Source organism: Paenibacillus helianthi, from assembly GCF_001909055.1.
Classification (GTDB): domain Bacteria; phylum Bacillota; class Bacilli; order Paenibacillales; family Paenibacillaceae; genus Paenibacillus_AQ; species Paenibacillus_AQ helianthi.
This window is the reverse complement of sequence record NZ_LVWI01000078.1, coordinates 1-21,963: the sequence shown is the minus strand read 5'-3', so window position 1 is coordinate 21,963 and position 21,963 is coordinate 1. Positions and strand designations below refer to the sequence as shown.

Genomic DNA, 21,963 nt, shown 5'->3' with positions numbered 1-21,963 from the left:
TGCTAAAAAGTATACACATACACCTTGGTCCGCAGCGGATCTCTGCAGGTCACTGTGCGGGCTGGCTGCCTGTCCGGCAGGGCGAAGAAAATACTGATCACCACTGCGCCGGGCGGCAGCTCCTGATTGAACTTGTCCGCCAGCCGCTCCATGGCACCGGGGAATAAATAGCAGAGAACCATATCGGCATCGGCGTAGGAGCTGCGGTAGATATCGCCCCGGATGAAGCGGAGTCTGCCAGGGAGCGGCTCCGGGCCGTTCCCTGAGTGAGGGAGCCGCGCGAATATCAGCGCCAGCAGTTGCGAGCACCATAACGGGAGGCTTGAATTCTCAATCCCGATGAGTCTTTTGCCTGGACAATGACGGACGATATCGAGTCCTAATGTGCCCCAGCCGGACCCCGCCTCCACAACCGTGCTGTAGCCGGGAATCCGGTTTACCTCTCCGGCAACCGCCAGCCGTACAGCCTTCGAAGTGGGCATCGGCGAGATCCCGTTCCTCCAAGTGTCCACAACGATCCACACCACAGACAGGAGAACGGCGAGCGCGAGAACCCACGTGATAGTCTGGAGGATGAGCATGCAATCCCCTCCCCTCTCCATGAACAGGTTTCTAATGTTTCTGTTATTATAAATCCCATTTGGCGTCATAACCAGCTAAAGTGCTCTCATCAAACTCTAATCTTCCTGCAAAGTCTTTCTCATTCAGTCTGCTGTAACCTAAGGGTAATCACAAGGACTAGGGAGGAAATGAGTATGAAGTTAAATTGGAAGTGGCTGCTGTTGGGTGCCGCTCTGGCGGTAGTATTCTTCTACATTGGAAAAGGATATGGCGGCCCAGTCCAAGCCCGCCAACTGTCTGGGGCAAATTCTGTATCTGAGCCTACGGGGGTCTCTGCCTCTGCTACGGATGTTGTATCCGAAGCCACCTCTGCAGCCGCTGAGTCTGCTCCGGATGCTGTGTCCGAAGCTACCACAGACTCTGTGTCCGTTCCGGGGGTTATTTCCGACGTCATCTCTGCCGCCTCCACGGTTATCGGGTCGTGGCAGACAGGTGCGGAGGGTGTGTCTGCAGGGAATGCACGGTACTCTTTTGACAAAGGCATCACCCGGGTCGATGTACCAGAAGGTACGGAAAGCATCTCTATTGCAAATACCAACGGAAAGATTGAGATGAAGCAGGGCAACGGGAAGGATATTGAAATCCATACGACAGTGGTCGTGAATCAAGCCACAGCTGAAGAGGCCCGGACCATAGCGGACAAGGCGGGGGTGAAGGTAAGCCGGGGAGCTCAACTGGAGATTAAGAACTACAGCGAGCCTTACGGCAATATTCATTATCCGAATCTTGAGCTGACGGTTACACTGCCGAAGGGAATGAAGGCCGATCTGCAGGCGAAGACCAAGAACGGAAATCTCTCTTTGTCAGATGTTTCTAGTACAGGTAAAATTAAATTATCGTCTGTGAACGGCAACGTTACGGCATTCGGCCCCCCGAAAGACATCTCTCTGCACACGGTGAATGGGAATGTTGAAGTATCCGAAGCGAAGGCAAATGTGGATATTTCGCTTACCAATGGCAATGTGAAGGCAGAGCAAATTGCGGGAACTCTGGTGGCTGAAACGACAAACGGCAATCTGACGGTGAAGGATGCGCTCGCTGCTATAGAAGCAGTCACGGTAGCTGGTAATATCCATGTGGAGAGCAGGAAGGTCGGCGGAGACTGGAGGGTGACCTCGACGGTAGGAGATGTTGAACTGGCCTGGCCGGAAAATGCCGGAGTGGTGGTGGACGCAAAGTCAGCTCTTGGGGAGATGGATACCGACTTCCCGCTGACGGTGAAGAATCACAAGATTAGCGGGAAGATTGGCCAAGGGACGTATCAGATTCATGCGCAATCCATGGCCGGTTTATCGCTAATGAAGAAGAAATGATCTGTGAAGAGGTGGACGAGGGGTTGAAGGAACGCGTATTGATTATTGAGGATGAAATCGCCATGATTCGCCTGCTGGAGCTGGAGCTCTCTTATGAAGGCTACGACATCACGGTTGCATACGATGGCCTTGAGGGCGCAGACAGAGCGCTGAATGAGCATTTTGACCTGATTCTGCTTGATTTGAATCTGCCGGGAATGGGCGGGTTTGAGGTATGCAAGCGGGTGAGGGCGGTGAAGCAGACCCCGATTATTATGCTAACGGCCAGGGATACGGTCAGCGACCGGGTGCGGGGGCTGGATACCGGGGCAGATGATTATGTGCCGAAGCCATTCGCCATTGAGGAGCTTCTTGCCCGCATGCGTTCCCTCCAGCGCAGGCTTCACTTGGCGGAGACGGGGGACGAAGTGCTGTGTGCCAAGGATCTGACACTCGACAAGGCCTCGCACCGGGTGAGCCGTGCCGGGCGCGAGATTGAATGCTCTCAGCGCGAATTCGAGCTGCTGCATTGTCTGCTGGCCCATAAGAACCGGCTCATGAACCGTGAAGCCTTGCTCAATCTTGTCTGGGGGTATTCCTATGAAGGCGAGACGAATGTGGTAGATGTCTATATCCGTTACGTGCGCATGAAGGTGGATGAAGGGTTTGAACACAAGTTGATACATACTGTCCGTGGCAGCGGCTATATTCTGAGGGACTGAGGTGAGCGAATGAAGCCATGGACGTTCTCCCGTAAAGTAAGCGCATCTATTGCGCTGACAGCGCTGCTCGTCGCAGCCGTTGTCAGCGGATTTGTCTACATCACCTTCAAGCACTGGACAGAGCGCCAGGAGACAGCGCTGCTGGATGCCAGGCTCAGGCAGTTCGAGCTTCAGGTCGGGGAGGTGGAGTTCCTGCCTTCATTGCTTAAGCCGGGTCTGGGTAAAGGAAGCGGAGCGGCGGCGGTACTGAAGCCGGACTTGTCGGTGTTTGCCCCGGATCTGAGTGAGGGACAATTACTGCAGATGCTCGATTCCAAAGGACGGGTGCTGGCAGAGGTGGGTTCAGGCGGAACAGCAGACACTGCTGTCACCTACAAGGCAGAGAGGGAGCTCTCACTTCTTGTATACGGCCCAGTCCGGCTGAGGCTCACTGAAAGTGGGCACTCGGGCAGCGCAACCGCGGAGAAGGAGGTCGGCAGGCTGCTGCTGCTGGGCCTCCTGCTTGCTGCAGGGATGGCTATAGCAGCAGGGTGGCTCGTCGCCCGTTCCACGCTGAAGCCGATCCGCAGTATGATCGGTGAGGTGCATAGCATCGGGACGAACAGCTTGTCCCGGCGCCTGCATGTCCCCGCGGCCCAGGATGAGCTTCATCAGCTCGGGGAGACCTTTAATAGTCTTCTTAACAGGCTGGAGGGGTCCTTTGACCAGCAACGGCGATTCATCGCCGATGCTTCCCATGAGCTCAAGACACCGCTTGCCATTATTGAGGGACATACGCATATGATTCAGCGGTGGGGCAAGCAATCGCCGGAGGTGCTGGACGAGTCACTGTCGTTCATGATGAATGAGACCCGGAGGATGAAGGAATTGATTGCCCAACTGCTCCTGCTTGCAGAAGCGGAGTCCCAGGTGGCAGACGGCGGGGAAGAAACCTGCAATCTTAAAAATACCCTCAACGAGCTGCTGCCCCAGACCGTTCATGTTAATCCCGAGGTACAGCTTGATTATGACGGCCATCCCGAGGGTCAGGTGATACTGATTCGCATACCCGGAAGCGCCAGCTATCAGGTGCTGCGCAATATCGTGGAGAATGCACTGAAGTATACGCCTGAAGGCGGATCGGTAACGATCAGGCATTCCTTTGCGGATGGGCAGGTGATCTTGACGGTAGCCGACACGGGGATCGGGATATCCTCTGAACAGCTGCCGCATATCTTCGACCGCTTCTACCGCACGGAGGGCTCGCGGAGCCGCACCCGGGGCGGTTCGGGCCTTGGCCTTGCCATTGCCAAAGCCATTATGGAGCGGTACGGCGGTTCTATTGCCATCGCTAGCACACCGGGGCAAGGAACGACTGTGACGCTGCGGTTTATGGGCGGATAGGTGTGAGAGTCCCAATAGTCACTGGCAGATCTAATCTTCTTCCAGGGGCTTTTTTCTGTGTTCAGATCATGAAACTGGTTGGCAGGTAAGCACGGACTACCTGTGACTGGTGAAATCAGAGGTAAAAGTGCCTTTGAATTCGGCGTAGGCAGGCCAATTGGCGGAATCAGAGGTAGAAGTGCATTTGAATTCAGCATAGGTGGGCTAATTGCTGGAATCAGAGGTAGAAGTACCTTTGAATTCAGCATAGGTGGGCTAATGAGTAGAATCAGAGGTAAAAGTACCTTTGAATTCAGCATAGGTGGCCTAACTGCTGGAGTCAGAGGTAAAAGTACCTTTGAATCCCCTCGTGTGTCTGGGGTAACCCATGCCCGCCCTTTGGAGCGAATGTGGTAATAAGAACAAAATCATTAATATTCCTTGACGGGAATATTCCTTGTGGGGTATATTATGTATGCAAGGTGATAAAAAACTGATTCACTGAAGGAACATCGGTATTATGGAAACGAAGATATTTAGCGCACTAGCCGAACCCACCCGCTTGCGGATGGTAGAAATGCTGAAGGACGGGCCTTTGAGTGTAGGTGATATTGCCGAACGTCTCTCGCTCCGCCAGCCCCAGGCCTCGAAGCATCTGCGGGTGCTGCTGGAGGCCGGGCTAGTCGAGGTAGAGGCGCAAGCCAATCGCCGCAACTATAAGCTGCGGACGGAGCCGCTGGAGGTACTGGATACTTGGCTTGAAGCCTACCGGAAGATTTGGAGTGAACGCTTCGACAATCTGGACGACTACCTGCGGCAACTGCAATCCAAAGACAACGAACGACCATGAACTTTACTTTCAGGAGGGATTTGGAATGACCAACAAAATGATTTCCCGAGTAGAAGGCCTTGAGCTTGTTCTTGAACGTGTGTTCGATGCACCTCGTGAGCTTGTATTCAAAGTATTCTCCGAGGCAGAGCATCTGAAGCAGTGGTGGGGCCCGCGCGGCTGGATCGTTCCCTTCTGCAGTGTTGATTTTCGTCCGGGCGGGGTTTGGCATTACTGTATGAAGTGTGTCGATGAGCAGCAGGGTGATTTCTTCGGAATGGAATCCTGGGGCAAAGGCGTCTACCATGAAATCATGGATGGTGAGAAAATCGTCTACACCGATTACTTCTCGGATGCCGAAGGCAACGAAACCGAAGGCATGCCGTCCACGCTGGTTACGATGCTTTTTGAAGAATATGACGGGAAAACGAAGCTGGTAAGCCGATCAAAATATGACTCCGCGGAAGCGCTCAAAACCGTTCTGGATATGGGGATGGAACAAGGCATTACCGAAACCTGGGACCGCCTCGAAGAGCATTTGCAATCGGTTCAATGATCTCTATGAAACCTCTGGATGTTGTTACCAGAATTGAACAGATGGAGCTGGAGCTTACCGAGTGGAATGCGATACCTTTTGGATAAAAAGTGAAGGCGGAGAACAATAGTCTTCTTCTCGGCCTGCCTCCGGCAGGCTCTATTTGCGTTCCCGTTTCTTTTGTGTCCGTTTGGAAATAATGGAGGGGAGGAGGCTTGAAAATGAACTATATAGAGATTCTGATGCGGACGGTTCTATCGGTGGGTCTGCTGCTGCTCATTCCCAGAATCCTGGGCAAGCAGACCCTTTCCAATATGACGTCCAACGATTTCGTGATCAGCATTACCCTCGGCTCCCTGGCGGCGAATCTGGCGTTCAATGTCAGTCTGAAGTCAACGTATCTTGTCCTGTCCATTATTGTGATTACGGCTATGTCATTCCTGCTCTCCTTCATTGCCCTCAAAAGCCGCCGCCTGCGCAGCTGGATCTCTGGTTCCCCCACGGTCCTGATCGAGGGTGGAAAGATCATGGAAGCCAACATGAGGAAGATCCATTATACGCTGGATTCGCTGGTCCAGGCGCTGAGGGAGAAGGAGATTTTTAATCTCGAAGAGGTCGAATATGCGGTGCTTGAAGATAATGGACAGGTCTCTGTTCTGAAAAAGGAAGCGTATCAGTTCGTTACGAAGCAGGATTTGGGGCTGGCACTGCATGCGCAGGCCTTCCCCGTAGAGCTGATTATGGATGGTGTGCTGGTGGAGGCTAACCTGAAACGGAATGGTCTGACCCGTGAGTGGCTGGAGACGGAACTTGGGAAGAAGCAACAGGGCAAGACGCTGGCAGATGTGTTCTATGCGGTAAAAGGCACGCAGCAACAGCTCGTGTTCGATTTCTATGAGGATGGAGTGGGGCAGCCGCTGGATCAGGAGTAATCTCCTTCAGGGAAGCCCTTCGCTTGTTCCATTTATCAGAGCGTGCTCATATGGAAGTATTTTGCATAACTTTTTTATTGGCTTTTGAAATTAGGACTGCTATATTTGAAAATACTATGTTAGAGAGGGTAAGCAGCAGAGGTGTCGGCATAAAAGGATGAGAGGCGGATTTACATGCAACAAGTATTAGAGGGTATCGGTCTAACAAACGATTTTCTGTGGTCTAAGCTTCTGATTGTTCTTCTGATCGGTTGTGGTTTGTATTTCACCATTCGATCGAGATTTGTACAATTTGGCATGTTCAAAGAAATGTTCGTTGTGCTAAAAGAGTCCAATGCGAAGTCTACCAACAGCATCTCATCATTCCAGGCATTCTGTATCAGCATGGCAGCCAGGGTGGGGACAGGCAATATCACAGGAATTGCGATTGCCATTGCCTTAGGCGGGCCGGGCGCGGTCTTCTGGATGTGGGTGATTGCGATTATTGGTTCTGCATCCAGCTTTATTGAGAGTACTTTAGCACAGGTGTATAAAGTAAGAGACCAAACGGGATTTCGTGGGGGTCCTGCTTATTATATGGAACAAGGCTTGAAGAAACGTTGGATGGGATCTTTATTTGCCGTGCTGATCACGTTGTCTTTCGGCCTCGTCTTTAACGCGGTCCAGTCCAACACGATTACCGTTGCTTTTGAAAATTCATTCGGCACCAATCGTTTGATGGTTGGGCTTCTAATGGCTGTTGCGTTTGCAAGCATTATCTTTGGCGGCATCAAACGTATTGCCAAATTGTCTGAATATATTGTAGTCTTCATGGCCGTGATTTATATCGCCGTTGCCTTATGCATTGTGCTGATTAACATTACCAAAATGCCGGAAGTTCTGGCACTTATTGTGAAAGGTGCGTTCGGATTCGAACAGTTCATAGGAGGGTCTCTAGGGGCGGTGATTCTGCAAGGTGTGAAGCGCGGATTGTTCTCGAACGAAGCGGGAATGGGAAGTGCGCCGAATGCTGCAGCAACGGCAACGACAAGTCATCCTGTAAAACAAGGGCTTATGCAAGCATTCGGTGTGCTTACAGATACGTTGTTGATTTGTTCGAGTACCGCCTTCATTATTCTGCTATCTGATGCGTATAAGCAGCCTGGGCTGGATGGCATCAAGCTTACACAAGCTGCACTGAGCGAGCACATCGGTTCTTGCGCCTCTGGTTCTCTGGCTATCATGGTGTTCCTGTTTGCGTTCAGTACATTAATTGGAAACTATTATTACGGAGAAACGAATATAGAGTTCTTAAACTCAAAGAAGTCAGTAGTCATATTGTACAGATATAGTGTGCTCGCGATGATTCTATTCGGTTCGGTTGCCAAGGTTCAACTGGTGTGGGATTTGGCTGACTTATTTATGGGGCTCATGGTGGTAGTTAACTTGATTGCCATCCTTCTCTTATCCAAAGTAGCCTTTGCAGCCCTTCAGGATTACAAGCGGCAGAAACAGGCTGGGAAAGACCCGGTCTTTGTTAAAGACAGTATTAAAGGCCTGGATCACATTGAATGTTGGGAGAACACTTCAGGTATGTAAGGGTAATAGATGGTTAAAGCCCAGGGCTCCGGTAACGGAGCCTTTGTGTTGTTGGGCATTAATAGCCGAGCAGGTTACAGCACGTTCATTACCAGCATTACCACGCGTAAACCCCATTCACATCCAAAAACTCTCCGTTATGGCGTTTGCCATCCGTGGCATAGCCTACAATAATGGCCGCCCCGGCTTCTTTGGATTTCCCGCCTTCCGCATTACCATTCAGATCCGTCTTCGTGAAGCCGGGGGTTACTGCAAATACCTGGGCTTTGCTGTTTTTGAGCTCTATGGCCATGGCTACAGTCATCGCATTGTTTGCAGTTTTGGAGGAATTGTAGTCGAACGCATTCAGCGCATACTCCGAACTCTGCATGAAGTGAAGGGACGCCATATCGGTGGAGACATTCACAATCGTTCCTTCATTCTCTTTTATTAAGGGGAAAAGACGTTGGTTCAAGCGGAAGGTTCCGAAGAAATTCACCTCAAAAGCGTTCCGCAAATGCTCTTCCCGGGTATCGCTGAATGAACTGGAGAAGGCTCCCGGCATGCCGGCATTGTTAATGAGAAGCGTCACATCGGAATAGTTGTTGCGAAGGGTAACGGCTGCCTGCTCAATGCTGTCCAGATTCGTCATATCGATTTGCAGGAACTCCACGTCCAGCCCTTGGCGGGTCAATTCAGAAGCTGCGTCCTTCCCCCGTTCGAGGCTGCGTGCGCCAAGCAATACCTTCCATCCGGCTTCACCAAGCTGTCTTGCAATTTCAAAGCCGATCCCTTTATTGGCACCTGTCACAAAAGCGGTTCTTGTCATCTTCATCCTTCTTTCTGCAAGTTATGATCTATCCACAATTCGTAGCTTACTATGCTACACTAAGTGTAGGTCAACACTAAAAGTCAGGCGGTGAGCAAAATTTTTACCATTGGACAGGTTGCCAAAAAAGTAGGGATAAATATTGGCGCGATTCGTTTTTATGAACGAAAAGGTCTTCTGGAGCCCGTAGTCCGCAACGAGCAAAACAATCGCCTGTACACCGACGACGAGATTGGCTGGCTGATCTTTCTGAAATGTCTGCGGGAAACGGGAATGAGTATCGAGGAGATCAAGAAGTACCACGACATGGTCCAAGCCGGAACCTCTACCCTGCCGGAGAGAACCAGGCTCATTGAGGAGCAGAAGCAAGCCCTTTTGGACGAAATTGAACAGAAAAAAGCTCAGCTCGTTCACCTGGAGCATAAGCTGGAGAGCTATTATCGCGGGGAGAATTATTAGGAAGGGGGCGGAGGTGGGGAATGGAGTGGGGCTGGCGCGGTCAAAAAATCCGGTGGCACCAACAAAGGCGTGTGGATTGCATCGGGCATCTTTACCTTGGACGCTGATACCGTGCAGACAGGTTCAGGAATTACCTTCGGCACCAACTTCAACCCGCCGTCCATGACCGGAACTCTAACCATCAAGAACAGCGCTATCTGGGTCTCCTGGCTAAAAAAAAGCGGCAAAGCCTAGAACCTCAGTATCACCGTATCCGGCAATTCGATCCAGAACAGCACTTACTCCGGGACTTTCATCGAAGAGGTGGCACCGAACATCACGGTGGCGGGGGTGGAGAATGATAGGCAGGGAGAAGGGAAAGAGAACAGGAATAAAATAGAATAGGGTGTAAAAGCGAATAGAATATGAAAAGGCCGCCACCAGAGATAATCGGAAGAATGTTTGTGGGTGGTTTTTTCTATAAATAATAATTATTAGATACGAATCTATGACTCTATAAAAAATCTCATTATGTACAAGGTTTGATTTTCAGGGAGCAATGAAAAGTTTTTGAAAAAATATTACAGGGATTTGAAGAAGTAATGCAGAACAATGAGTATAGTATCATTTTACGTGGTGAAAATAATATTAGGTATGGGGTAATCCAATGGAAGATTATTATGGTGCATTTCTTTCTAGAGCTTTAGATACTGAATCTTTACTTAATGGAAATAGAACGGTTGGAAGTGTTCATATGGGCGCTATTTCCATAGAGTGTTTGTTGAAAAGTTTAATTGTAGAGCGTCATAACATTACTGGTTGGGGTTCTAATCAAGATGGAACTATGCATGGAATCACTAATCCTGGGCATGAGTTTATAGATGCAATTCATAAACTACCTGAATTAAGAAAGCGGATTCCAAGAAATATGATTAGTTATTTTGAAAGGCTTCAACAGCCCAGAATTCATTACATAGATATGCGATACGATGGAGTCGACCTGGATGATCATAGTATTCAAGAGTGGAAAGAGGCATATATTAGAGTTCGGGCGTGGCTTTTATCTCAGAGAAGTAGCATTTTAAAAGGAAAGAGGGCGTGAAATATTATGCTAAACGAGGGTGGATTAAAGAGTGCTTTATCTGAGTATCTTGGACCAGATAGCAGTCTTTCTTTATATAAAGTTAGTAATAATGTATACGATGTTATTGCAGTTAGTAACATATTCAAAAATCTAACAACAACAGAAAGAACTGATCTAATTCGTAATTGGGTAAAGGAATTTACGGAGGACTCAACTCAATTGGGATTTATTTCATTGTATACAGTCTCAGAAGCTATTTCATTAGATTTAAGGATAGATGAGTTAAGTAAACCTGAATTAAAACTTCAAACTTGGTTTGACTTAATCAATTCTGATAAAGTTAAAGTGCAGTTATCACCAGACGATAACGCCAAAGTTGTCTCATTCTATTCTTTTAAAGGTGGGGTAGGAAGAACTACAGCTTTAATTCATGTCGCATGGATATTAGCTCAAAGAGGGAAAAAAATTGTAATAGTAGATATGGATTTAGAAGCACCTAGTTTACATCAAGCTTTAGGTCCATTGAAAATAACTCCTAAAAAGGGCTTGGTTGATTACCTATATGAAAGAGTAAATAGTCTAAACGATGATGAATTTGATATTCAAATTGCTGATATAATTGGAGAAGTTGCATCACCCAAAGGATCAATCTTTCTGGTTCCCGCAGGAAATGTAACTACAGATTATATATCCAAGGTTGATGATTTAAGGAATTTACGGTTTAATGACGAAGAAATATGGAAGAAATTTAGAGAGGATTTAACTGATCAACTTCATCCAGATATAATTTTAGTTGACTCTCGAACAGGCATTAATATTTGGGGCGCACTGTCATTGTTGCAGATAGCGGATGAAACTATGATTTTTATGAACCCAACACCTCAAAATACTGAGGGTATTACTTCAATAGTGCAGTCCCTTTATAGAGTCGGACAATCTCCTTTTATTATCCTCTCTCCAGTTATTAGTGGTAAAGCAGGAAAGGAGAGGGCTCTTCGCGAATGGAAAAAGGTAAATTCTGTTATTACAGAAAATAGTTTATTAGAATATAGTGATGATAATGACGACCCTATAATGATACCATTCACCACAGAAGTGGCTTTATCTGATGAATATCCTAATAAGTCTTATATACATCTCTATAATGATATTGCTAACCAATTAGATGAGGAAACTGATAAGCATATATTGATCCAACTACTTTCAAGTCATGAAAGGTGGAGAGTGCTAGAGGATCTCAGTTTTTCTTCTATTGATGCTAAAGAAGAGAAAGGGACATCAGTTAAGGCACTATTTCAAAAAACTGCTGATTTTGAACGCTTCTTAGATCAAGCAACGATATTAATAAAAGGGAAAAAGGGAACGGGTAAAACACAACTATATTGGACGGCAATTAATCATCTCGAAATAATGAGGGAATTAGCTCAGAGTCGTCTCGATAGGGTCATTCCTATTTCAGGACATGGACCTGCTTCAGGACATCCTTTAAGAGATGATTTTAATTATATAAATGAAGAATTGTTTCAAAGCAAATCATCATGGGAAAGTTTTTGGCGGGGATATGCTCTTTATAGATTAATAATAAATAAAGAGGCAGGTTTAGAATTGCCTAGAAATAAGCATTTCGAAGATTTACGTAATATATTTAAGAAAAAACCTAAGTCAAACGAAATGTGGACGTCAGAACATACAAAATTTGTTTTATCATTATCAACAAATAATGAAGTGAAGTTATTAATTAGGGATGCATTAGAACAAGCTTCAAAAAAATTATATGACAAAAATATGTATATTTGGTTATTATATGATGATTTAGATCAGGATATACCAGAGTATTCTTTGATTCAAAAAGAAGCTATATCAGGTTTGTTTATCTTCGCATTAACACTGGAAAATATGCAGGTTAGAACTATTAGGCCCAAAATATTTCTACGAACAGATATATGGCATCGATTAAATTTCACAAATAAAAGTCATCTTATAGGCAAAGACGTTGAACTGAAATGGACAAGAGAAGATTTCTTGAAGATGGCATTGAGACAGGCGCAAAGGTCACCTTTATTTGATGAATTAATTTCAAAGTTTTCCCCAGTAGTTGATATTAATCAGGCGTCTGAAGAAACGATGGAAAAAGCCTTAGAATTATTGTGGGGGATTGATAGAGAAAGGGGAAGACGTTCTAAAAAGGTTTCGAGATGGGTATATGAAAGACTTACTGACGCTAATGGCAGTACTTTTCCTCGCGCTCTTATTTATCTACTTGAGGGTGCTAGGAATAAAGAACTTGAATATCAAGATTTATTTCATATACAGGCTCCTAAAGACAGATTATTACGAGCACAGTCTTTAAATGAAGGTTTATTAAAGGCATCCTATGCAAGATGTGATGAATTAAGACAAGAATATAAAGAATTAGATGATTTGGGTTTCTTTGGTTACCTTAGTCAATTGAAACAAATTACACGATTAGAGCCAATTAAGTCATGGTGGTCAGAGAATGGGACTGGTAAATTCTCAAGTTTTAACGATTTTCTTGATTACATTAAATTGATGGGCTTGGCTGCAGAGTATGATAACGAGCAATGGAAGTTTGCAGATATATATGTGCATGGCTTCGAAATGAATAGAATTGGTAAATTATAATAAGGGTGCCGGCAGCACTCGCTTATCAATTAATTTTAGTGATTGCTGCCAACATCCTACCACTGACCAAAGTTAGATATATTAACCCTCAATTTGGATATAACATCTGTTGTTCAAACCTTCGAATTAGATCTTTCTTAAATATTATTTTTATTATCGGAAAATGCCATAGCAGCAATCACATCCCGATTAATCCTAGTGATTGCTGCTATTTTTTCTGGGCTCCTACCGCTAATCAAAGTCTATGCTAATCTAACTCCTTAGGACGGTCACCTCCATCTTCAAAACGGAAGATTTCTACAGCGGGAACTTGGAAGAGGACTGTTATTTTATCCGTGGTTTTCAAATAAATGGTTTCCGTCCACTCGTTTAACTCCACCTATGTAACTGTATGAAGCGATACTTCTTCGGCCAGTCGTTCTTGTGTCCACTCGTATGCTTTTCTAAGCTCTCATATTAAATTTCCTACACCTTATGGTGAATTAATGAAACTGCCTCATACGTGTTTAATCCTCGAAAGCTCCCCGCACCTCTCTAATAACCCTTTTCAAAGTATCAATTTGCTTCACACTCAACTCACTTACAGTAACCGCATATTCATCAATTGCTCTACGCTGCGCAGCTTCAACCTCACTCAAATCATCAAGATTTTGAAATAATTCCATCGGCTGAATTTTTAAAGCAACTATTATTTTCTCCAATGTATCAACTGAGAAGTTCCGTTCCCCACGTTCTACTGCCCCTATGTATGCATCATCCAAGTTGGATAGTTCCGCTAACTGTTGTTGTGTTAGTCCCTTTGCTTTTCTAATAGCCCGAATTCTGTCTCCGACTGTATTCCGTAAATCTGTCATGGTAATCACCTCTCCTAAAGGTTAGGAGAGTATAGGTATAAATAGCAGGGTTATAAAGGCGGTAAAATGTATTGATAATACTACTTTATAGTAGTATATTTGATTTATTGTACTACTTCTTAACCAATAGATAAAGAAAAAAGGAGGCTCCACCCGTGCGCCCTTCCATTCTGAAATCACTCAAGCCGGATATTATGGTTGAAATGCTGGAAATGTCTTATCGCTTCGAGGATTGGGACAAGATGCTGAATACGGCGGGTATTCTGTACAGCTATGCCCAGTGCATCCATGAGGAGCGGCAGTATCACAAGGCTAAGAATCTTCCGGTACCGACTCTGGATACGGAGCGTCCACTGGTCTATTATTTTGGGTTCAGTCATCTGATGCGGGGCATCGTGTGCCAGAAGCAGGGGAAGTATGATGAGGCCAAAGAATCCATATACCGTTATGCTGAGCTGGGCTGGATGGAGGATTTGGGGGAGGAAGGGCAGGAGATTGCCGAGGAGTTCCGGGTTCTGGCTCGTGCCAACTTATATATAGTGGAGATTCTGTCCGGCAAGACGGAACTACTGGAGGGGTACGCACGATTCTTACAGGATAATCCCGAGGAATTGCTGCCGGGGCTTGGGACTATTTTGCAGGCTGCGGTCCAGTACGGGCTTGATGTGGATGATCTGCTGCATATGTTCGCGGAACAGAGTGCCGGATTTGGGGAGTATGAGGATGCAGGCAATATTTCGCATTATTACAGCTATTGTTATCACTTGGCGTTATATCATCAGCGGGCGGGCAGAGTGCCGGAGGCGCTGGACTGGACGATACAATCTCTAATGCTGGCTCACCAGTCCAGTCATGACGGGAATTTCAAGCGTTGTCTGGCTCTGTTTGAAACATTGCGTGAAGAGATCACGGAAGAACAGGATCGGCGATATCATGAGGTGCTGGCAGAGTGTCTGGGGCAGGTTGTATTGAAGCTTCCTGAACTGCGCCATGCGGGTGTCTAAGGTTAAGTTGTTTTCTTATTCAGCAAAAGAAAGATTATTCCGCCAAAAATAAAGCCGCTAAGCACACCCGCCAATATACATTTGGTCATACTGAGTACAATGTCCGATGACGTGCTGTCGGGGGTGGATACTATATTCACAATGAACAACAGGCTAAACAGGATGGATGTAATCAGAAAAGACTTAGATTTCAGGAACCGTTTCATGGTTCTCCTCCTTACAAGAATAATCATCTGTTATCTAGAATAAAGTAAACCTCTGTACAATATTACCATAAATTCCCTCCCAAACTACGACATACAGCTGTCCGGTCTCCCCTCTATAATGAAAGTATCTTGAAGTGATAAGGAGACGAGCAGAGGCATGGGTGAGATTGTTAGACATGATGTGAATGAGGAGTATGCGTATTCCGGATTTGTGGAGGCGGGGGATTTTATTTTCCTCAGCTTCTGTGTGGGCAATGTGGGGGGAACGGTGGAAGAGCAGGTGGAAGGTGCGCTGGATCATATGAGCGACCGCTTGCAGCAGGTGGGGTTAACGCTGGCGGATGTGGTGAAGGTGGATATTTTGCTGCGGGATGTGTGGGATATTCCGGTGATGGAGCAGGTGTTCCAGCGCAGATTCCAGGGCAAGTATCCGGCGCGGAAAACGATCTCCACGGAGTTCGCGCATGTCGGCGGGCCGGATGGACTTAAGGTTCAGATCGATGGTGTGGCGTATCGTCCACGCGCGTAACGTTTGGGCAGGAAGGAAATGCCCCCAATAACAATAGCAGCTCCTCCTGTACGGAGTGAGCTGCTGCTTGGCATGCCTTGAAGTAACAGCGGGGTGGATGAATATAACATTAACACTAACTTACGGATTCATAAGCACCCGATGAACGCCCTGGCTTCCTCCCGGTGCGGTTCCGAGATATAAATATCCGCCCTGGCTTACGGCAGTGGTGATGCCATACAATGTACCTTCAGGATCATGCCAGCTATTCACAAGCTCCCCTTCGGGTCCATATTCCGCGACCAGTCCATGCTTCACCGGCGCACTGGCTCCATTTAACATGGATTGTGGAACTTTAGACATTGTAGCGGCTAACCAGGGATGACTGTGCATGTAGTCGGCAAAAGGCAAACGGGTTGTGAATACCCCTACCCAGAAATGTCCCTGCGCATCACGTGTGATGTTGTCCGGGAATCCAGCAATATTATCGGCAAAAATATCCGAGGTGCCCTGCTTGGCCCCCTTCAGCCAGTATCGGGTCAGTTGATAATGATAGGATTCGGCCACGAGTACAAAATCTTCATCGGCAGACAAGGCTACCCCATTGGCAAAATACAAGTCCTCAAGTAAAACAGTCGTCTGCTTGGTCTGCGGATCATATTTCAGCAAGCGTCCATGCGGTTTGTTCTCGGCAATTTCTTTGAACATGACCTTGCCATAGTTAGAGGTATCCGAGAAATAGATCGATCCGTCCTGCGCAATGTCCAGCTCGTTCGCCAGGTAGATTGGTCCACCCTCCACTTGATTGGTCAGCACTTCAACTTTTCCCTCCGGGTCAATCGACAGCAGCCCTTTCTGAATATCTGCTACAATCAGATTCCCCGCTGCGTCGAATTTCAGTCCGTTAGGTGTTCCATGGGTATCGGCGAACACTTCAGCCGGCTGCGCTTTACCTGCCGTGTCAAAGGCTACTCTATAAATTTTGCCGTCGGAGTCCCCCGTATATAGCCGTCCTTGTGCATCAAAAGTAATGAATTCCGGGAACTTGGCGCGGTCCGTAACCAGCTCTGCCGAGCTGAGCTTGCTGTTTTCTTTCCAGGGACCGTCTTTCTCAAAAGAAGGGGCGGCGGGGGCAGACCATACAGCGGGATCTACCGGAGCAGGTATCAGCAGAAAAACAGCGATTCCCAGCACAATTACCCCGAGCAGGGCCAAGCTCCATCTGCCGACCCTTTGACGTGTTGAACGTTTGCGTTGCTTTGGTTCTGTGGACATTATGAATCCTCCTTATTGTTTCTTGGGGCGAAGCATGCCCCCAACTAGTCGCAGACTCTGTCTGCGGGTCATGAAGCGGGAAATCTGGGCGCCCAGATAATTCTGGAATCCCGGAACAACGTACTGTTTTCCTTTTTTCATAGCGCGGAGGGTGACTGCTACTACACGCTCCGGCGTGTCCTTCGCACCGACAGAAGCATCCTCCGAGCCAACGACATTGAAGAAATTCGTATCCGTCGAGCCGGGGCACAGAGCAAAGAATTGAACGCCACGGTCACGATTCTCCCACCACAGGGCATCGGTAAAGGACAAGACAAAAGCTTTGGTCGCGCCGTAGACGGCCATATAAGGCAGCGGCTGAAAGCCTGCGGTAGACGATACATTGATAACAGCGCCAGCACCCCTGTGCAGCATCCCCGGAAGGAACAAATGAGTCATATCCACTACAGCGGCGACATTAAGCATCACTTCTTCATGCTGGCGCTCGCCGGAGACTTGCTCGAACAGACCGTGGGTGGCAAACCCCGCATTGTTGACCAACAGATCAATTACCAGATTGAGCTCCTGGCACTTCTGGTACAATTCTCCGGCAGCACCTTCGATGGATAGATCCAGGGAAATAACTTGCGTCTGAACCCCATAGCTTCGGGTCAATTCGGCGGCAAGCGTATCAAGTTTGCCTTTGGATCTGGCTACAAGCACTAAATGACTGCCTTCCTTGGCCAGTTGTCTGGCGAACTGTTCTCCGATGCCCGAAGAGGCTCCAGTGATCAGTGACCATTTTCCTTTAATATTCATAAGTTTCGCCCCTTTGAGTACAATGTTTTATTGTGGTAACACTGTTACCGATGTGAATCATCGTAACCCAAAGGGTCATCTGTGTCAAATCTTTTTTTTAAACTTCTGGATCAATTGACAACCCTCCTGCAAATGGTTAGAATGCCTGGTAGAACGCAGTAACTATGTTTCCGGGCAACAACATAACATCCGAATGAGGTGATATTCATCCATAACGAAGACAAGCCCTCATCATCCACAGGGCGGGTACTAAAAACATATCAGGAGGCTCGTCTGCAAAATACAGAGAATCTCCGTAAGCTTGTGGTGGATGCGGCTGCGGACATTTTGCAGGAAGAAGGGCCTGAAGCAGTCACTGTGCGTAAAGTGTCGGAAAGAATGGGCTGCTCCACCAAGATCATTTACAGTTTGTTCGTTAATAAAGAGGGGCTGGCCCAGCAACTGTATCTGGAGGGCTGTAAATTGCTGGCTCAGGGGTTTGAAGAAGTTCCTCTGTCCTCTGACCTCTTGCAGCATTTGCTGGATTTGGGCGAAGCCTTCTGGCAGTTCGGGCAGGATCATACCAGCTACTACAAGCTGATGTTTGGAGGGGCTTTTGCCGAATTCAAGCCGGATGCAGAGAGTATGCAAGGGACGATGACAGCCATGAGCCGCTTGTTGAACCTAATCAGCACCGCCCAGCAGCAAGGACAGATTTCGGACCAGGAAGAGACAGGGACCCTTGTCAGCATCATATGGGCTTCGCTGCACGGCGTAATCCACCTGTATATTGGCGGGTTCCTTGGCGATGCCGAAGCGGCCCATGCCGTATATAAGCAAACCATGGTGTTGCTGTCCCAATCGCTGTTTGCAGCACAATTGGTCCAGCAGAGGAGCGAACAGGAATGATCGCATTGATCTTGGCTGCGGGGTATGCAACCCGGCTCTACCCGTTAACGAAAGATACGCCGAAGCCGCTGCTGCCGGTTCAAGGAAGCCGGACGATTCTGGATTTGCTGATGGACCGTCTGGAGGTTCTGGAGGAAATTACGGAGATTCTGATTGTGACGAATGAGCGCTTCTTTCGTGCTTTTGAACAGTGGCATCTGCAGTATAGGGGAACGAAGCCGATTCGTATTCTGAATGACGGGACTTCTTCGCCAGAAGGACGGTTAGGAGCGATTGGCGATATCCAGTTTGTGATCGACCGGGAACAATTGTCCGAGGATCTGCTAGTTCTGGCGGGGGATAATGTGCTGGGATTTGGCCTTGATGGGTATCTGAATTATTTTCATCAGGTGGACAAAGACTGTATTCTGGTCCGGACGGTGGACGATATTCGGGAGCTTCGCAGTGTTGGCGTGGCTGAGCTGGATGCAGAGATGCGGGTCCTTTCTTTGGAAGAAAAGCCGCAATCGCCCCGGACGAACATTGGCGTATTTGCACTCTATATCTATAAGCGGTCTACGCTGCCGCTATTCTCCCGTTATCTCGCCGAAGGCGGCAACCCGGATGCGCCGAGTTATTTTCCTGCATGGCTGCACTCCCGTCAGGAGATCCGGGCTTACTATACGGAGGGCACGATTGACGATGTCGGCACCCCGGAAGCATATGCGGAGATGCGGGATAGGCTGGGTAACGGTTAAGCCTAGACGGCAGGTGCGCTGAAAGATAGGAGTTAAGGGCTGAAGATAAGGGGTTTGATGAGTCTTAATAGCAGGAACAGCGGCAGTCCAGGAGGCAAAAGATAGCTCCCAGACTGCCGCTGTTTTATTTAAATAATCTATCCGTTTAAGTAAACTGTTCAGTTGTTGAAATAGTGGCCTTCTTCAAGATCTGCGATCAGTCCGTGATGTTCTGGCCGCCAGTTCAGGCGTTCTTGGGTAAGTGCGCTAGATGTCGGGTTATCGCGCCCGGCAAAAGCGCCGAGAAATCCGAAGTGTGCGTTTGCCTCCTCCGGCGGGATACTGACCACAGGCAGGTTCAGGTGGCGGCCGATGACACCGGCGATATCACGGAATGGGACCCCTTCCTCTCCGGCCCCGTGCAGGCGAGATCCTGCCGGGGCGTGTTCCAGCGCCAGCCGGAAGAGCCGCGCCGCATCCAGCCGGTGTACCGCTGGCCAGCGGTTTGTGCCGTCTCCGATGTAAGCGGACACCCCCTTGTCACGGGCAATGGCAATCAGTGCAGGGACGAAGCCCTTGTCTCCCTCTCCATGCACGGATGGTGAGAGACGGACCACTGAAGTCCGCACTCCGCGCTCAGCCAGTGCCATGGCCAAGCATTCTGATCCGCCCCGGGGCAATTCGGCGCGGGCCACAGTTTCTTCTGTTCCGGTTTGTCCCGGCGGGAGCAGCATGGAGAGGATCATTGTTCCTGAGGTGATGACAAACGGCTTGCCGGAGCCCTCAAGAGCTGCTCCGATCGTCTCGACGGCACGAAGATCGGTAGCAACGGCACCGGCATAGTCCGAGAAGTCGTGCTTGTAAGCAAGATGAATAACGCCGTCTGCTGTGGCGGCGCCGCTGCGCAGACTCTCGAGGTCGTCGAGTCCGCCGTGATGCACTTCCGCGCCAGCCGCCGACAATGCAGCGGCAGCCTTGTCCGTCCGGGCAAGTCCGACGACCTGATGCCCGGCGCCGATGAGTTCAGGGATGACTGCAGAACCGATGAAACCTGTTGCTCCGGTCACAAAAACACGCATGGGGAATTCCTCCTAAATGAAAATGAATACTTGCAATTGAAATGATAAAGTATAGAGTGCACTCGATAGCAATAGGGCTAAAACCCATGCTACAATAAAAGTATGGAGAACAAATTTTCGAGCAAACAAGTTGCTGAAGAGACGGGACTAAGCATCCACACCCTGCGATATTATGAACAAATCGGATTAATTGACGGGATAGAAAGGGATGACAATGGATATCGCCTGTATTCCCAAGCCGATATGGTATGGTTCAAGGCTTTACATTACTTTCGGTCCATGGGAATGCCTGTACGGGAGATTCAGAAGTTAATGGCTGTAAAAAAGAGCGGGGTCTCAACCATAACGGCAAGACGTGAATTTATAGAAAATTATCGCGGGACAGTTATCGAGCAAAGGAAGGAACTGGATCTGAGGTTAGAAAAAGTCGATCAAAAAATCGATTTTTTCAAAAGACTAGAGTCCGCACAGCTGGAACTGGAGAGATGATGGGGACAAAGGTTACAGGTCCCTGCATATGAAGTTTCAAGAAAAGCCCACCTTTGGGTTTTTCTTTTTTTGTATCTAGAAGGGGTAATACCAGCAAAAAACGACTTGGGTAAGTTCAATTTGGGTATATTGTTGTTTGTGATTTAGATAACATAAAGTTAACCTTATACATAAATAATGTTAATTCTATGTCATTCATCGCTTCAATGGCTCTGATATAATTTCTGCTAGGTAGATGAAAGTAACGACTCAACTGGAACAAAATACTGAGGCAAAACTGATTTTTAATCCATACGGGGATTAATTCAGTTAGCAAGCGAGTAAACATGCGATAACATAACTTTATAGTAGGAGTTTGAGATGTGAAAAAAACATTATTGGCTTGTATTCTGATCATGTTGATGCTAGCATCGGCTTGTGGAAATGTTGAAACGACATCAAATCCGAATACTTCTAGTGAGCCTACACCTGAATCGGATGAGTCTATTATTCCAAAAAACAAATCTGAATATTGTACTGTAGACCGTATAAGCTTGGATAGTGAAACTGGAAAATATTTCTATGGAACTTGGAAAGTTGAGAAGCTTTTAGGATTTGCAAATTCATATAATGATGCGTCTGAATATCCCACAGGGCAAAAATTTATTGGAGATGAAATTATAATCAAAAAAGACTTTTTTTCATCAAAAGGTCTTAAAAAATATAGTAAATATCAATATGAACTAAAAAATCCATTATATCAGAATATAGCGACATGCTATAACTCTACCTCTTTTTATAGACTGTATAAAATAGATATCCCAGACTTAAATATAAATGATGAGGTAAAGGCAATAGATATAAGTGACCCTTCTACAAAAATGAGCATACCTGTAGGTGTAAGCTTTTTAGCTGTTAATAACGATAGGCTTATCTTGTTATCAGAGGCAACTATTTTTGAGCTTAAAAAAATTTCTGATTAAATGAATGTGATTCTGAAAATGCCTGTGAATATATTTTTTTAAACAAACCAGCTAATGGTATGTCAAGCACAGCTTTTGGATACCTCCGAAATTTGTTATACTGTTGAAGACATAACAAATAAACCTCCATTATTTGGAAGTTTATGGATAATGTAAAGTTAAAGAGTGTAGGGTTGCCCTTTCTTAAGCATAGCGTACACGTGATGGAGTAACTTGTTGGCGCAAGCGATCACGGCTACTTTATGGGGCTTTCCTTCACTCTTTTTTCTGTCGTAATACTCCCTGAGACGAGGGTTTAGTTCTCCTCGTAATCCGCATGTTACCGCTAAATACATCGCTC

General features: G+C 47.2%; 24 protein-coding genes and 1 pseudogene. 17 read left to right on the top strand and 8 right to left on the bottom strand.

What is annotated here, in order from left to right; genetic code table 11:
* Positions 1–2 precede the first annotated feature (2 nt).
* Positions 3–581, bottom strand: a complete 579-nt coding sequence (locus A3844_RS26775; RefSeq protein WP_074100066.1) for a class I SAM-dependent methyltransferase — start codon at positions 579–581, stop codon at positions 3–5.
* 174 nt (positions 582–755) lie between these two features.
* Here A3844_RS26775 and A3844_RS26770 point away from each other — a divergent pair, with 174 nt between their 5' ends.
* The 7 genes from A3844_RS26770 to A3844_RS26740 all read left to right on the top strand — a co-directional run bounded on the left by A3844_RS26770 (position 756) and on the right by A3844_RS26740 (position 7,871).
* A complete protein-coding gene (locus A3844_RS26770) occupies positions 756–1,934 on the top strand; it encodes a DUF4097 family beta strand repeat-containing protein (protein WP_074109035.1) in 1,179 nt (392 codons plus the stop codon).
* Positions 1,935–1,957: 23 nt separating this feature from the next.
* The gene (locus A3844_RS26765; protein WP_083607039.1) at positions 1,958–2,635 is read left to right on the top strand and encodes a response regulator; all 678 of its coding nucleotides are present in this window, start codon (positions 1,958–1,960) and stop codon (positions 2,633–2,635) included.
* A gap of 9 nt (positions 2,636–2,644) precedes the next feature.
* Positions 2,645–4,018 carry a HAMP domain-containing sensor histidine kinase gene (locus A3844_RS26760; RefSeq protein WP_074109034.1) on the top strand — a complete coding sequence of 458 codons (1,374 nt, stop codon included), beginning with the start codon at positions 2,645–2,647 and terminating at the stop codon, positions 4,016–4,018.
* Positions 4,019–4,517: 499 nt separating this feature from the next.
* Positions 4,518–4,847 (top strand): ArsR/SmtB family transcription factor, encoded by a 330-nt coding sequence (locus A3844_RS26755; protein ID WP_074088310.1) that lies wholly within the window; start codon positions 4,518–4,520, stop codon positions 4,845–4,847.
* Positions 4,848–4,872: 25 nt separating this feature from the next.
* A complete protein-coding gene (locus tag A3844_RS26750) occupies positions 4,873–5,382 on the top strand; it encodes an SRPBCC domain-containing protein (protein WP_074088311.1) in 510 nt (169 codons plus the stop codon).
* A 200-nt stretch (positions 5,383–5,582) separates the two neighbouring features.
* A complete protein-coding gene (locus A3844_RS26745; RefSeq protein WP_074088312.1) occupies positions 5,583–6,293 on the top strand; it encodes a DUF421 domain-containing protein in 711 nt (236 codons plus the stop codon).
* Between the two features lie 174 nt (positions 6,294–6,467).
* Positions 6,468–7,871: an alanine/glycine:cation symporter family protein gene (locus tag A3844_RS26740; RefSeq protein WP_074109033.1), complete on the top strand. Its 1,404-nt coding sequence runs from the start codon at positions 6,468–6,470 to the stop codon at positions 7,869–7,871.
* Between the two features lie 97 nt (positions 7,872–7,968).
* Here A3844_RS26740 and A3844_RS26735 read toward each other — a convergent pair whose 3' ends face one another.
* A complete protein-coding gene (locus A3844_RS26735; RefSeq protein ID WP_074109032.1) occupies positions 7,969–8,679 on the bottom strand; it encodes an SDR family NAD(P)-dependent oxidoreductase in 711 nt (236 codons plus the stop codon).
* A gap of 90 nt (positions 8,680–8,769) precedes the next feature.
* Between A3844_RS26735 and A3844_RS26730 the strand changes: the two genes are divergently transcribed.
* From A3844_RS26730 to A3844_RS26720, 4 genes are all read left to right on the top strand, one after another.
* Positions 8,770–9,138, top strand: a complete 369-nt coding sequence (locus tag A3844_RS26730; RefSeq protein WP_244169862.1) for a MerR family transcriptional regulator — start codon at positions 8,770–8,772, stop codon at positions 9,136–9,138.
* Positions 9,139–9,207: 69 nt separating this feature from the next.
* Positions 9,208–9,372, top strand: coding sequence for a hypothetical protein (locus A3844_RS32900; protein WP_167374747.1), 165 nt, complete (start codon positions 9,208–9,210; stop codon positions 9,370–9,372).
* 412 nt (positions 9,373–9,784) lie between these two features.
* Positions 9,785–10,219, top strand: a complete 435-nt coding sequence (locus A3844_RS26725) for a hypothetical protein (protein ID WP_074109031.1) — start codon at positions 9,785–9,787, stop codon at positions 10,217–10,219.
* Positions 10,220–10,225: 6 nt separating this feature from the next.
* Complete coding sequence (locus A3844_RS26720) at positions 10,226–12,844, top strand: P-loop ATPase, Sll1717 family (RefSeq protein ID WP_074109030.1); 2,619 nt, start codon at positions 10,226–10,228, stop codon at positions 12,842–12,844.
* A 506-nt stretch (positions 12,845–13,350) separates the two neighbouring features.
* Here the strand turns inward: A3844_RS26720 and A3844_RS26715 are convergent.
* Positions 13,351–13,698, bottom strand: a complete 348-nt coding sequence (locus A3844_RS26715) for a helix-turn-helix domain-containing protein (protein ID WP_074109029.1) — start codon at positions 13,696–13,698, stop codon at positions 13,351–13,353.
* 155 nt (positions 13,699–13,853) lie between these two features.
* Between A3844_RS26715 and A3844_RS26710 the strand changes: the two genes are divergently transcribed.
* Positions 13,854–14,702: a DNA-binding protein gene (locus A3844_RS26710; RefSeq protein ID WP_083607037.1), complete on the top strand. Its 849-nt coding sequence runs from the start codon at positions 13,854–13,856 to the stop codon at positions 14,700–14,702.
* 2 nt (positions 14,703–14,704) lie between these two features.
* Here A3844_RS26710 and A3844_RS26705 read toward each other — a convergent pair whose 3' ends face one another.
* Positions 14,705–14,908 (bottom strand): hypothetical protein, encoded by a 204-nt coding sequence (locus A3844_RS26705; RefSeq protein ID WP_074088318.1) that lies wholly within the window; start codon positions 14,906–14,908, stop codon positions 14,705–14,707.
* A gap of 157 nt (positions 14,909–15,065) precedes the next feature.
* Here A3844_RS26705 and A3844_RS26700 point away from each other — a divergent pair, with 157 nt between their 5' ends.
* A complete protein-coding gene (locus A3844_RS26700) occupies positions 15,066–15,437 on the top strand; it encodes a RidA family protein (RefSeq protein ID WP_074100075.1) in 372 nt (123 codons plus the stop codon).
* 120 nt (positions 15,438–15,557) lie between these two features.
* Here A3844_RS26700 and A3844_RS26695 read toward each other — a convergent pair whose 3' ends face one another.
* Together A3844_RS26695 and A3844_RS26690 are read right to left on the bottom strand one after the other, a co-directional pair.
* A complete protein-coding gene (locus A3844_RS26695) occupies positions 15,558–16,691 on the bottom strand; it encodes an SMP-30/gluconolactonase/LRE family protein (RefSeq protein WP_074109028.1) in 1,134 nt (377 codons plus the stop codon).
* 12 nt (positions 16,692–16,703) lie between these two features.
* A complete protein-coding gene (locus A3844_RS26690; RefSeq protein WP_074109027.1) occupies positions 16,704–17,489 on the bottom strand; it encodes an SDR family NAD(P)-dependent oxidoreductase in 786 nt (261 codons plus the stop codon).
* A 207-nt stretch (positions 17,490–17,696) separates the two neighbouring features.
* Here A3844_RS26690 and A3844_RS26685 point away from each other — a divergent pair, with 207 nt between their 5' ends.
* Positions 17,697–18,377: a TetR/AcrR family transcriptional regulator gene (locus tag A3844_RS26685; protein WP_074100164.1), complete on the top strand. Its 681-nt coding sequence runs from the start codon at positions 17,697–17,699 to the stop codon at positions 18,375–18,377.
* Positions 18,374–19,114 (top strand): nucleotidyltransferase family protein, encoded by a 741-nt coding sequence (locus A3844_RS26680; RefSeq protein ID WP_074109026.1) that lies wholly within the window; start codon positions 18,374–18,376, stop codon positions 19,112–19,114. The genes A3844_RS26685 and A3844_RS26680 overlap by 4 nt, the downstream gene beginning before the upstream one ends.
* Before the next feature lie 158 nt (positions 19,115–19,272).
* Here the strand turns inward: A3844_RS26680 and A3844_RS26675 are convergent, their stop codons facing one another.
* On the bottom strand, positions 19,273–20,172 hold the full coding sequence (locus A3844_RS26675) for an SDR family oxidoreductase (RefSeq protein ID WP_074109025.1): 900 nt from the start codon (positions 20,170–20,172) through the stop codon (positions 19,273–19,275).
* 102 nt (positions 20,173–20,274) lie between these two features.
* Here A3844_RS26675 and A3844_RS26670 point away from each other — a divergent pair, with 102 nt between their 5' ends.
* Both A3844_RS26670 and A3844_RS26665 read left to right on the top strand, forming a co-directional pair.
* A complete protein-coding gene (locus A3844_RS26670) occupies positions 20,275–20,661 on the top strand; it encodes a MerR family transcriptional regulator (protein WP_074088324.1) in 387 nt (128 codons plus the stop codon).
* Between the two features lie 362 nt (positions 20,662–21,023).
* Positions 21,024–21,623 (top strand): hypothetical protein, encoded by a 600-nt coding sequence (locus A3844_RS26665; protein ID WP_074109024.1) that lies wholly within the window; start codon positions 21,024–21,026, stop codon positions 21,621–21,623.
* Positions 21,624–21,781: 158 nt separating this feature from the next.
* Here the strand turns inward: A3844_RS26665 and A3844_RS33575 are convergent.
* Positions 21,782–21,963 (bottom strand): annotated as a pseudogene (locus A3844_RS33575) (IS110 family RNA-guided transposase); the annotation flags it as partial.

Bases quoted from the DNA above. Each gene is read 5' to 3' on its own strand.
- A3844_RS26775 (WP_074100066.1), bottom strand. From the start codon at position 581: ATGCTCATCCTCCAGACTATCACGTGGGTTCTCGCGCTCGCCGTTCTC.
- A3844_RS26770 (WP_074109035.1), top strand. From the start codon at position 756: ATGAAGTTAAATTGGAAGTGGCTGCTGTTGGGTGCCGCTCTGGCGGTA.
- A3844_RS26760 (WP_074109034.1), top strand. From the start codon at position 2,645: ATGAAGCCATGGACGTTCTCCCGTAAAGTAAGCGCATCTATTGCGCTG.
- A3844_RS26755 (WP_074088310.1), top strand. From the start codon at position 4,518: ATGGAAACGAAGATATTTAGCGCACTAGCCGAACCCACCCGCTTGCGG.
- A3844_RS26750 (WP_074088311.1), top strand. From the start codon at position 4,873: ATGACCAACAAAATGATTTCCCGAGTAGAAGGCCTTGAGCTTGTTCTT.
- A3844_RS26745 (WP_074088312.1), top strand. From the start codon at position 5,583: ATGAACTATATAGAGATTCTGATGCGGACGGTTCTATCGGTGGGTCTG.
- A3844_RS26740 (WP_074109033.1), top strand. From the start codon at position 6,468: ATGCAACAAGTATTAGAGGGTATCGGTCTAACAAACGATTTTCTGTGG.
- A3844_RS26735 (WP_074109032.1), bottom strand. From the start codon at position 8,679: ATGACAAGAACCGCTTTTGTGACAGGTGCCAATAAAGGGATCGGCTTT.
- A3844_RS26725 (WP_074109031.1), top strand. From the start codon at position 9,785: ATGGAAGATTATTATGGTGCATTTCTTTCTAGAGCTTTAGATACTGAA.
- A3844_RS26720 (WP_074109030.1), top strand. From the start codon at position 10,226: ATGCTAAACGAGGGTGGATTAAAGAGTGCTTTATCTGAGTATCTTGGA.
- A3844_RS26715 (WP_074109029.1), bottom strand. From the start codon at position 13,698: ATGACAGATTTACGGAATACAGTCGGAGACAGAATTCGGGCTATTAGA.
- A3844_RS26705 (WP_074088318.1), bottom strand. From the start codon at position 14,908: ATGAAACGGTTCCTGAAATCTAAGTCTTTTCTGATTACATCCATCCTG.
- A3844_RS26700 (WP_074100075.1), top strand. From the start codon at position 15,066: ATGGGTGAGATTGTTAGACATGATGTGAATGAGGAGTATGCGTATTCC.
- A3844_RS26695 (WP_074109028.1), bottom strand. From the start codon at position 16,691: ATGTCCACAGAACCAAAGCAACGCAAACGTTCAACACGTCAAAGGGTC.
- A3844_RS26690 (WP_074109027.1), bottom strand. From the start codon at position 17,489: ATGAATATTAAAGGAAAATGGTCACTGATCACTGGAGCCTCTTCGGGC.
- A3844_RS26680 (WP_074109026.1), top strand. From the start codon at position 18,374: ATGATCGCATTGATCTTGGCTGCGGGGTATGCAACCCGGCTCTACCCG.
- A3844_RS26675 (WP_074109025.1), bottom strand. From the start codon at position 20,172: ATGCGTGTTTTTGTGACCGGAGCAACAGGTTTCATCGGTTCTGCAGTC.
- A3844_RS26670 (WP_074088324.1), top strand. From the start codon at position 20,275: ATGGAGAACAAATTTTCGAGCAAACAAGTTGCTGAAGAGACGGGACTA.